The sequence below is a fragment of the Kerstersia sp. genome (assembly GCF_052103615.1).
Taxonomy (GTDB): Bacteria; Pseudomonadota; Gammaproteobacteria; order Burkholderiales; family Burkholderiaceae_B; genus Kerstersia.
Window position 1 is genome coordinate 1 of the sequence record NZ_JBQEKA010000061.1, and the last position, 9,882, is coordinate 9,882.

9 protein-coding genes are annotated in these 9,882 nt (G+C 63.5%); 1 reads left to right on the top strand and 8 read right to left on the bottom strand.

Going from position 1 to position 9,882, the window contains the following annotated elements:
- From ACTJGZ_RS11875 to ACTJGZ_RS11905, 7 genes are all read right to left on the bottom strand, one after another.
- Positions 1-1,574 (bottom strand): TonB-dependent receptor domain-containing protein (locus ACTJGZ_RS11875; protein WP_441663131.1); only part of this gene is annotated, 1,574 nt, incomplete at its 3' end.
- 326 nt (positions 1,575-1,900) lie between these two features.
- A complete protein-coding gene (locus tag ACTJGZ_RS11880) occupies positions 1,901-2,488 on the bottom strand; it encodes a hypothetical protein (protein ID WP_441663132.1) in 588 nt (195 codons plus the stop codon).
- A 2-nt stretch (positions 2,489-2,490) separates the two neighbouring features.
- Positions 2,491-3,246 (bottom strand): 3-deoxy-manno-octulosonate cytidylyltransferase, encoded by a 756-nt coding sequence (gene kdsB / locus ACTJGZ_RS11885; protein ID WP_441663133.1) that lies wholly within the window; start codon positions 3,244-3,246, stop codon positions 2,491-2,493.
- A 2-nt stretch (positions 3,247-3,248) separates the two neighbouring features.
- Entirely contained in the window at positions 3,249-4,118 is an 870-nt protein-coding gene (gene kdsA, locus ACTJGZ_RS11890) for a 3-deoxy-8-phosphooctulonate synthase (RefSeq protein WP_441663134.1), read from the bottom strand.
- Between the two features lie 343 nt (positions 4,119-4,461).
- Positions 4,462-5,391, bottom strand: a complete 930-nt coding sequence (locus ACTJGZ_RS11895) for an electron transfer flavoprotein subunit alpha/FixB family protein (protein WP_441663135.1) — start codon at positions 5,389-5,391, stop codon at positions 4,462-4,464.
- Positions 5,392-5,393: 2 nt separating this feature from the next.
- On the bottom strand, positions 5,394-6,143 hold the full coding sequence (locus ACTJGZ_RS11900; RefSeq protein ID WP_441663136.1) for an electron transfer flavoprotein subunit beta/FixA family protein: 750 nt from the start codon (positions 6,141-6,143) through the stop codon (positions 5,394-5,396).
- A gap of 172 nt (positions 6,144-6,315) precedes the next feature.
- Positions 6,316-7,242, bottom strand: a complete 927-nt coding sequence (locus tag ACTJGZ_RS11905; protein ID WP_441663137.1) for a histone deacetylase family protein — start codon at positions 7,240-7,242, stop codon at positions 6,316-6,318.
- Positions 7,243-7,252: 10 nt separating this feature from the next.
- On the opposite strand from ACTJGZ_RS11905, the gene mltB reads away from it, so the two are divergent.
- Positions 7,253-8,491: a lytic murein transglycosylase B gene (mltB, locus tag ACTJGZ_RS11910; protein WP_441663138.1), complete on the top strand. Its 1,239-nt coding sequence runs from the start codon at positions 7,253-7,255 to the stop codon at positions 8,489-8,491.
- Between the two features lie 50 nt (positions 8,492-8,541).
- Here the strand turns inward: mltB and cysM are convergent, their stop codons facing one another.
- On the bottom strand, positions 8,542-9,447 hold the full coding sequence (cysM, locus tag ACTJGZ_RS11915) for a cysteine synthase CysM (RefSeq protein ID WP_441663139.1): 906 nt from the start codon (positions 9,445-9,447) through the stop codon (positions 8,542-8,544).
- Positions 9,448-9,882 lie beyond the last annotated feature (435 nt).

Genomic DNA, 9,882 nt, shown 5'->3' on the forward strand with positions numbered 1-9,882 from the left:
CCGATATCCAGTTGCGTCGTTTTTTCCGGCTTGATGCTGGAGAAGGCATTGATGCTGCCCACCGGCCCCATCGTGGGCGAAAACAGCTCCCAGTAATCGGGCATGCGCTGCACATGCCCCACACCGATATACCAGCTCATCGGCAGGCTTGAAAGATCCGCCTCATAGCGGGCAAATGCCGACGGCAGGGTCTTGGTCCGCTTATCGCCATAGGTCGGCGAGCTGGCGCGGTAATCCTTGACCTCGGCACGGTCCACCCGCAAGCCGGTAATCACGCGGCGCTCTTCGGCCAGATCCCAATGCAGCTCACCAAAAACGCCGATATTGTCGAATGCGGCATCTTTGACACGCGGCTTGCTTTGATAATCCACCGTCATGCCGCCCATGCCCATACCGCCATGGCCACCGCCCATCCCGCCGTGGCCGCCATGGCCGCCGCCCATGCCGCCATGCCCGCCAGCCATGGCGCTGCGCGCGCGGTGAGTATCATGCCTGGCGTCCAGGCCTGCCGTCAGCTTGAAGGCATCCGCCAGGCGGAAAGTTCCTGCCACACGGCCGCCATTGGTCGTGCGATCGACATTGCTGGCCATCGGCATGGGCATCATGCCATTGGGATCCGGGTCGCGCAGCTTGTAGTTGTCCATCACGTGATCCGCATAGTTGTGATAGACACGCGCCTCGACTTTTTCCAGCCACGGCGTGATATTTTCCTTTTCGAAACGGAAACCGACGCTCTCGCGCTTGAAACGCGTGCCATCCATTCCGCGCCCGGCAGAACGCGCCTCGCCGTCTCCCACCCCCGCCGTGAATTCATACAAGGTGTCAGTGTCCGGCGTCAGGCCCACTGCCAAATCTACGTTCCATTTATCCCAGCGCGACGGCACAACATCACCATTGCCATCCTTGTAATTCTGGGAGTGCGAATGGTTGGCGGCCACCCGCGCATAAATATGCTCGTTCCCGGCCGTCAGGTCTGCATTCTGGTCATGACGCCCCCAGGAACCGCCTACCACACTGCCCTCGAAGCGCACGGGCGCATCCTCTTCGGTAAACACCGGCTTGCTGCGCTCGAAACGCACGGTTCCAGCCGAAGCGCCCGGGCCCCACAGCACGGTTTGCGGGCCCTTGACCACAATCAGCTCATCAAAGTTTTCCGGCGCGATATAAGACACCGGCGTATCCATGCGGCTGGGGCACGCGCCCAGCATCGTGGTGTCATCCACCAGAATGTTCAGGCGCGAACCGAACATGCCGCGCAAAACGGGGTCAGCGTTGGCACCGCCGCTGCGCACTGCGGTAAACCCCGGAATCGTTTTGAGGTAATCCGCCCCATCGGCAGCCGGCAGCGGCTGGCGCGGCACCTTGGGATCGGTTTCGATCACCAGCGGCGAACTTGGCGGCAAGGCGGTAATCACGACAGGCGCCAGGCGCCCGCCATCCGCCACCTTATCGGCCTGCGCCACCAGCGGCAATGCCGCTGCCAGCGCAGCGCACAGGACATGCAGGGAAAGGCCCGCCGGACGGCGGGAAGAAGAAACGGAAACTTGCGCCTGGGCGCGGATCACTGTGGACATTAAAAAACCTTTCATCGTCTGGCATGGCATGCCGACGCCATCAAGCGTTCAGCGCCATGCTCTGGAAATACACCTTTGGATTCCCCTGCCGGTTCTGCCCGCGGCAACGCGGCAACAGCCATGCCGGCGTGCTAACGCGCGCCAGTGCTGACCACTCTCGCAGCGGCCATAGTCACCATGGCAACCACGCATGGCAACCGCGCATGGCGACCACGCATGGCGACCGCAGGTGACGGCAGCGCAAGCCATACAGACGAAGCAGCAGAACACGCCGCGCCTCCGTACGGACAAGGCATGCCGCAGCAAGACAGGAAGAAAAAGACAGACTATGAAAGGGCCGGCGGAGCCTGCGCCCCGACAGGCGGGCCGCAGACCGGGCCGTAGGCAATCCGCGGCGGAACGGCGCGCGGCAAGGGCCGCGCCCAGGCCGGCACCAAAGCCAAGACTGGCGGCCACCAAAGCGCGGGCGCCACGGCTTGTGACAGCATGATGCCCGTCGGGCAATCCACGCTGATGTGTTCAATGTCACTCTCATGCCCGTCTGCTGCCCGGGCATGATGTTCGCCGTGCGGCATATCATGGTGAGGCGCAGCGGGCGCCTCCACCGGCCAGCGCCAGCCCGTAGCCGGGCATGGCATCAGGGCATAGTGCCCGGCACGCGCCGCGGCAGCATCTATCATGTAGCCATTGGGAATGATGGCGCGCAAGCCCATCAGCGCCATCAACAACAGCATGATGCTCAAGCGCCCCGACAGCAGCGCCGCCCAGGCATGGCGGCGGCCGCTGGCACGGCGCGCCTGCCGCGCAGTCCTGCCTGCGCCCTGCCGCATCAGCGGCGCGGGCGCACGCGGCTGCGCATGGCCGGGCGAACACTCGCCAGGCCATGCGTCAGAGTTGCGTGCGCCCCCCTGCATGCTCAGGATCTGCGATGGCCGGCAGGCCCTGCATCCGTCCCTGCCATCAACAGACGCACACGCTCCAGGCCTTCGGGCGTATCCACACCGGGGCCAACCGCCTCAACCTGCCAGGCGCGAATACGCAGCCCGGCTGCCAGCAGGCGCAATTGCTCCAATTGCTCCGCGCGCTCCATGACAGGGCGCGGCAGGCTGGCATAATCACGCAAGACATCATGCCGGTAAGCATAGACGCCAATATGCTTGAGATACGTCACTGCGGTATCGGCATCGCGCACATAAGGAATGCGGGCACGGCTGAAATACAGCGCATCCCCGTTTTCCGCCAGAACCACCTTGACCTGATTAGGGTCTTGCGCCTCCTCGGCGCTGATGGGATGGCACAAGGTCGCCACGGCAATCGCCGGGTCGGCACGCATGCCCTCCGCCAGTACTTCAATATCGCCAGGACGAATCATCGGCTCATCGCCCTGCACATTGATATAGACATCGGCCGGCAACGCCGCCATCACTTCCGCCAGGCGATCCGTTCCTGAGGGATGATCCGGCCGGGTCATCAGCGCCTGGCCGCCAAAACCGCGTACCGCCGCAAGAATGCGTTCATCATCCGTGGCCACCACGACATGATCGACCCCGCGAGCTTCGCAGGCGCGCTCATAAACATGTTGCACCATGGGTTTGCCATGGATATCGAGCAAAGGCTTGCCCGGCAGGCGCGAAGAGGCATAACGCGCCGGAATGACAATGGCCACGCGCATGTTCAAACCCCCGCGATATGCAGCGGTGCGAACCCCTTCACCAGGTCGTCCAATGCCTTGAGCTGCGCCAGGAAAGGTTCGAGCTGATCGAGCGGCAAAGCGCTGGGGCCGTCGCATTTGGCTTGCGCGGGGTCCGGATGCGCTTCCAGGAACAAACCGGCCAGGCCAACGGCCATCCCGGCCCGCGCCAATTCCGCGACTTGTTCGCGGCGGCCGCCAGAAGCCGCGCCCATCGGATCACGCTGCTGCAAGGCATGCGTCACATCGAAAATCTGCGGCAGCTGGCCCGTCACTTTCTTCATGACGCCAAAGCCCAGCATATCAACCACCAGATTGTCATAGCCAAAGCAGCTGCCGCGTTCGCAAATCAGCAGGCGCTTGTTGCCTGCTTCATGGAATTTCTCGACGATATTGGCAATCTGTGTCGGGCTGAGAAACTGCGGTTTTTTGATATTGACGACCTTGCCCGTCTTGGCCAGCGCGACGACGAGATCGGTCTGGCGCGCCAGAAAAGCCGGCAATTGCAGCACGTCTATGACTTCAGCCGCCACGGCGGCCTGTTCAGGCTCGTGCACATCGGTCAGCACCGGCACATCGAAGCGTTCTTTGACCGCGCGGAAAATTTCCAGGCCTTCATGCAGCCCCGGCCCGCGGAAAGAATGGATGGACGAACGATTGGCTTTATCGAACGAAGCCTTGAAAACATAGGGAATGCCCAGCTTGGCCGTTACCGCCTGATAGGCTTCGCAGGCCCGGAACGCCAGATCGCGCGACTCCAGCACATTGATGCCGCCAAACAGGACAAACGGCCTGTCATTGGCGCAAACCATTCCAGGGATGATTTCAACGGCGGTCGGGGCAGAGGCGGTCATGATAGTCGCGCAAGAGTCATATTCGGCAAGCCGAGATGATACCCGAGAGCGCCAGCCTAGCCCAAGCAAGCCCCCACAGACAGCACTGGCGCTGTTGCCATTCATCGCCCCATCATGCTTCCGGCAGGCGGCATCCCTGACGCGCCGCCACGCCCCGCACTGCTGGCAGGCTGCTGACAGGCTGCTGGCAAGCTGCTGGCTGCCAGCAAATTGCCAGCGAAGCGGGCCACAGCGCCGGGCCTCGGCCTTGCCCAAAAAAACCGGCTCTGCCTGAATCAGGCAGAGCCGGTCGGTATGCGCGGCCCGGGCATTCACGCCCGTTACGGCACGGCGGCTTCCGGTATCAAAGCGCCGCCGTCAAGGCGGGCACAGCCTGGAACAGGTCTGCTTCCACGCCATAATCCGCCACGCCGAAGATAGGCGCTTCCGGATCCTTGTTGATCGCCACGATCACCTTGGAATCCTTCATGCCGGCCAGGTGCTGAATGGCGCCCGAAATACCGACGGCCACATACAGTTGCGGCGCAACGATCTTGCCGGTCTGCCCCACCTGCCAGTCATTGGGCGCATAACCTGCGTCCACGGCCGCACGCGAAGCGCCCAGCGCTGCGCCCAGCTTGTCAGCCAGCGGCTCAAGCAGCTTGAAGTTTTCAGCGCTGCCCAGCCCCCGGCCGCCAGAGACCACGACGCTTGCCGCTGTCAGTTCGGGGCGCTCGCTGGCGGCCACTTCGCGGCCCACGAATTGCGACAGGCCGCTATCGGCCACTGCGGCAATCGTCTCGACCGCCGCGCTGCCGCCTTCCGCTGCCGCAGCATCGAACGCCGTGGTGCGCACGGTCAGCACTTTGACCGCATCGGCCGATTGCACGGTGGCAATGGCATTGCCCGCATAAATGGGGCGCTGGAAAGTATCCGCGGATTCAACGGCGATGATGTCCGAGATCTGCGCCACATCCAGACGAGCTGCCACGCGCGGCGCAACATTCTTGCCCGAGGCTGTCGCCGGGAACAGGATATGGCTGTAGCCGCCGGCCACGGCCAGCACCTGTTCAGCCAGATTCTCGGCCAGGCCTTCGGCCAGTTGCGGCGCATCGGCCAGCAACACCTTGGCCACGCCAGAGACCTTGGCAGCCTGGGCCGCCACAGCCTCAGCCTGGGATCCGGCCACCAGCACATGCACATCGCCGCCGATGGCGGCTGCCGCCGCCACGGTATTGAGGGTAGCGCCCTTCAGCTGGGCATTATCGTGTTCAGCAATTACCAGGATAGCCATCTTCAAACCACCTTCGCTTCATTCTTGAGTTTATCCACCAGCGCAGCCACATCCGGCACCTTGATACCGGCCTTGCGCGGGGCAGGCTCCGATACCTTGAGCGTCTTGAGGCGCGGGGCCGGATCTACCCCCAGCGCGTCAGGCGTGAGGGTTTCCAGCGGTTTCTTCTTGGCCTTCATGATATTGGGCAAGGTCACGAAGCGCGGCTCGTTCAAGCGCAGATCGGTCGTGATGATGGCAGGCAGCTTCACCGAGACGGTTTCCAGGCCCCCATCGACTTCACGCGTCACGATGGCGCGGTCACCCGCGATTTCCACCTTGCTGGCAAAGGTCGCCTGGCTCCAGCCCAGCAGCGCGGCCAACGCCTGCCCCGTCTGGTTGGCATCATCGTCGATCGCCTGTTTGCCCAACAGCACCAGTTGCGGCGCCTCTTTGTCCACGATGGCCTTGAGCAGCTTGGCCACGGCCAGCGGCTGCAGTTCGACATCGGTCTGCACCAGCACGCCGCGGTCCGCGCCGATTGCCAGCGCTGTGCGCAAGGTATCCTGGCATTGGGCCACACCGCACGACACTGCGACGACTTCCGTAGCCGTCCCCTTTTCCTTCAGCCTGATGGCCTCTTCGACCGCAATTTCATCGAAGGGATTCATCGACATCTTGACATTGGCGATATCGACGTCCGACTGGTCGGACTTCACGCGCACTTTGACGTTGTAGTCAACGACACGCTTGACGGGTACGAGAACCTTCATCCAGCAATCTCCAAAAAATCAAATGAGCAGGCTAGCCCGCGCAGCATGCCGGCCCGATTGCCGGCATCTTCATTCACTACCCCTGGCAGGCGCGCTGAAAAACCGCGTTTGCGGCCCGCCTGAGCGGGAAACGCGCCGCCTCCCGGGCCCTGGAGGCCCAAACCTTGCGATTCTACAACTTCGATAACGCACGCACGTGCGCCACGACGCTGCGTCCCAGCGAGGACAATTCATAGCCGCCTTCCAGCATGCTGACGATGCGGCCTTGCGCATATTTGTCGGCCGCTTCCACCAGCACGCGGGTCAGCCAGGTGAAATCCGTTTCTGTCAGTGTCATGCCGCCCATATCGTCTTCACGGTGGGCGTCAAAACCGGCAGAAATCAGCAGCAGTTGCGGCTGCTGCGCTTCCAGCCGCGGGAGCCAGTACTGTTCGACCAGTTCCCGCACCGCATCCCCCCCGCTACAGGGAGGCAAAGGCACATTGCACATATTGGCCGCCTGGGGCGTCTCTCCCCGGTGGGGAAACAGCGCCTGCTGGTAGAAACCGCACATCAGCACGCGCGCATCCCCGGCAAACATGGCTTCGGTGCCATTGCCATGATGCACATCGAAATCAATGATGGCGATCCGCTCCAGGCCATAGGCATCCAGCGCATGGCGTGCCGCGACGGCAACATTATTGAAGAAGCAAAACCCCATCGCCTGATCCGGCATGGCATGATGCCCGGGCGGGCGCACCGCGCAGAACGCCACATGGCTGTCCTGGCCGCCCATCACCGCATCGACCGCGGCAATCCCGGCACCGGCAGCATGGCGCGCGGCATTGAAAGTGTAAGGATTGATTTGCGTATCCTGATCCAGGCGCACATAGCCTTCGGACGGCGTAATATCCCGCAGTCGGGCAATATAGGCAGGATCATGCACCGCCGCCAGCGCTTCGTCGCTGGCAGGACTCGCCTGCATTTCCCGCAGGCAAGTCATCAGCCCACTTGCCAGCAGCTGGTCGGAAACCGCACCCAGCCTCTGCGGGCATTCGGGATGATACGGTCCCATCTCATGCAGCCAGCCTGAGGGGTGGGTAATATATAGTGTCTCCATAAGGTTCATTATGTTCGCCACCTCGCGTTTCCCGCAACTGGGATTTCTTGCCATGATGCTTGCGGGCTGCGCCAATACGGCCAGCTCCATCACCAGCGCCCCGGCCACCGGCGCCTCGCCGCCGGCCTTCCAGGCGGCCCGGATTACTGTGGACGGTGTCCAGCCCGTGCCCGCTGCCCCGGCCGACGCCGCACCTGGCACGCGCCCTGGCGTGCCGCCTGCGGCCGCAGTCCGGCCAGCGGCCTTGCCTCCCGGCGCAGCGCCTGGCCCCTTGCCCAGTTTTCCCAGCATTCCTGGCGGTTTCAGCCGCGATACGGCGGCCGCCTTCGCGCAAGCCGCGGCCGCCTCGCGCCAATTGCCGCCCGACTGGACGGCCGCCGCGATGGCGGACGCCCAATATCATGAACAAGTCGCCAAGCTGATGGCGCCAACACGCGGGGGCAAACGCGTCATCCGCAGCTGGACCACCTATCGCGGCCGTTTCGTCGAACCCATACGCATCCGTAAAGGCCGGGCCTTCATGGAGCAGAACCAGGCCGCTTTGCAACGGGCTGAAAAGGAATATGGTGTTCCCGGCCATGTCATTGCCGCGATCATCGGTGTTGAAACCGTTTATGGGGAACAGACCGGCGGCTTCCGCGTCCTGGATGCGCTGGCTACCCTGGCCTTTGCCTACCCGGATGCTTCGCGCCCGGAGCGCGCCGCCATGTTCCAGGACCAGCTGGCCGATTTCCTGCTCTGGACCTATCAATCCGGCCAGGATCCGGCCACCCCGCGCGGCTCGTTCGCCGGTGCCATGGGCCTGCCGCAATTCATGCCGACCAGCATCCTCAAGTTCGCCGTGGATGGGGATGGCGATGGCCACATCGACTTGCAGAACAACAACACCGACGCCATTCTGTCCGTCGCCAACTTCCTGCGCCAGCACGGCTGGGTGCCCGGTTTGCCGGTATTCGCCCCGGCCCGCCTGAGCACGCAAGCGCAAGCCCTGGCCGATGGCGGCCTGGAACCGCGTCAGGATTGGCAATCCCTGCAAGGGGCCGGCGCCAGCCTGGCCCCCGGCGTTTCTGCGCAGGCAGCCTGGCTGCAGCATCCGCTGGGGGTGATAGACCTGAAAGATGAAGCGCGCGGCGTGACGGAGTTCCGCACCGGCACGCCCAACTTCTTTGCCCTGACCCAATACAACCGCAGCTATTTCTATGCCACGGCGGTCAGCGATCTGTCACAGGCGCTGCTCAAGCAGCCCTGAGGCTGTCATGGCATGGCATGACCGGCCTTGCGCCGGCCATGCCATGCTGATCAATTGAAAACGCCTGTGGACAGATAACGGTCGCCCCGGTCGCAGACGATGAAAACAATCGTCGCATTCTCGACCCGTTGCGCCACACGCAAGGCTGCGATCATCGCGCCAGCGGAAGAAATACCCGCAAAAATACCCTCTTCGGCAGCCAAGCGGCGAGCCATGGCTTCCGCATCCGCCTGTTCGATGAGCTCGAACTCATCCACGCGGTCCGCCTGGTAAATGGCTGGCAGATAGGCTTCCGGCCATTTGCGGATCCCGGCGATTTGCGAACCTGGCGCGGGCTGCGCCCCCACCACGCGCACATCCGGGTTACGCCCCTTCAGGTATGCCGAGACCCCCATGATGGTGCCCGTGGTCCCCATGGCGCTGACGAAATGGGTGATGCGGCCGTCAGTCTGCTCCCAGATTTCCGGCCCGGTCGTATCAATATGCGCCTGCGGGTTATCCGCGTTGGCGAACTGATCCAGCACCTTGCCCTTGCCTTCACGCTGCATGGACTGGGCCAGATCCCGCGCATACTCCATGCCGCCTTGATCGGCAGGTGTCAGGATCAGTTCGGCGCCATAGGCAGTCATCGCCGCGCGGCGCTCCACCGAAAGATTATCCGGCATGATAAGAATCATGCGGTAGCCCTTCATGGCTGCCACCATCGCCAATGCAATGCCGGTGTTGCCGCTGGTGGCCTCTATCAAGGTATCGCCAGGACGAATGTCGCCACGCGCCTCGGCGCGCCGGATCATCGACAAGGCCGGACGATCCTTGACGGAACCGGCAGGATTATTGCCTTCCAGTTTGGCCAGCAACACATTGCCGCGTGCCGCGATGGCCGCGCCGGGAATACGCTGCAAACGAACCAGCGGCGTCTTGCCGACGGTTTCTTCAATCGTAGGGTAATTCTTCATATGCCACCGAAATCAAACCTGCGCCCCCCAGTCCAGCCCCATCCCGCCGGGCAATAAAGCCTCCTGGGCGGGCAAGGCCATGCGGCGCTCACACGCCAGGGCAGCCGCATCGAAAACAGCCATCATACGCTTATCTGTCCGCACGCACGCAAGGCCTGCGCCACGCCGCTAGGTCACCGCGGACGCGGCGTTCCAGCCGTGGCGCCGCCCGCCCCCGGCGCCACGGCGGTGCCGGCAACGGCTTCCAGGCCGCCTGCCTGCATGGCCCGCACCCGTTTGGGGCCGATCCCGCGCACCCGCTCCGCCAAATCTGTCAGAGACTCGAAAGCGCCCCCGGGCGCGCGCGCGCGCCCCAAACACAACGCCCGATTAGGCCCAAAGCCCCCCCCGCGCCACCAAAAAGCCCCCCGAGCAGGGGTTGGCAGCACCCCCCCC

What these genes read in the sequence shown, in the direction of transcription:
- ACTJGZ_RS11905 (WP_441663137.1), bottom strand. Translation starts at nt 7,242, where the DNA reads ATGGAGACACTATATATTACCCACCCCTCAGGCTGGCTGCATGAGATG.
- ACTJGZ_RS11900 (WP_441663136.1), bottom strand. Translation starts at nt 6,143, where the DNA reads ATGAAGGTTCTCGTACCCGTCAAGCGTGTCGTTGACTACAACGTCAAA.
- ACTJGZ_RS11895 (WP_441663135.1), bottom strand. Translation starts at nt 5,391, where the DNA reads ATGGCTATCCTGGTAATTGCTGAACACGATAATGCCCAGCTGAAGGGC.
- kdsA (WP_441663134.1), bottom strand. Translation starts at nt 4,118, where the DNA reads ATGACCGCCTCTGCCCCGACCGCCGTTGAAATCATCCCTGGAATGGTT.
- kdsB (WP_441663133.1), bottom strand. Translation starts at nt 3,246, where the DNA reads ATGCGCGTGGCCATTGTCATTCCGGCGCGTTATGCCTCTTCGCGCCTG.
- ACTJGZ_RS11880 (WP_441663132.1), bottom strand. Translation starts at nt 2,488, where the DNA reads ATGCAGGGGGGCGCACGCAACTCTGACGCATGGCCTGGCGAGTGTTCG.
- cysM (WP_441663139.1), bottom strand. Translation starts at nt 9,447, where the DNA reads ATGAAGAATTACCCTACGATTGAAGAAACCGTCGGCAAGACGCCGCTG.
- mltB (WP_441663138.1), top strand. Translation starts at nt 7,253, where the DNA reads ATGTTCGCCACCTCGCGTTTCCCGCAACTGGGATTTCTTGCCATGATG.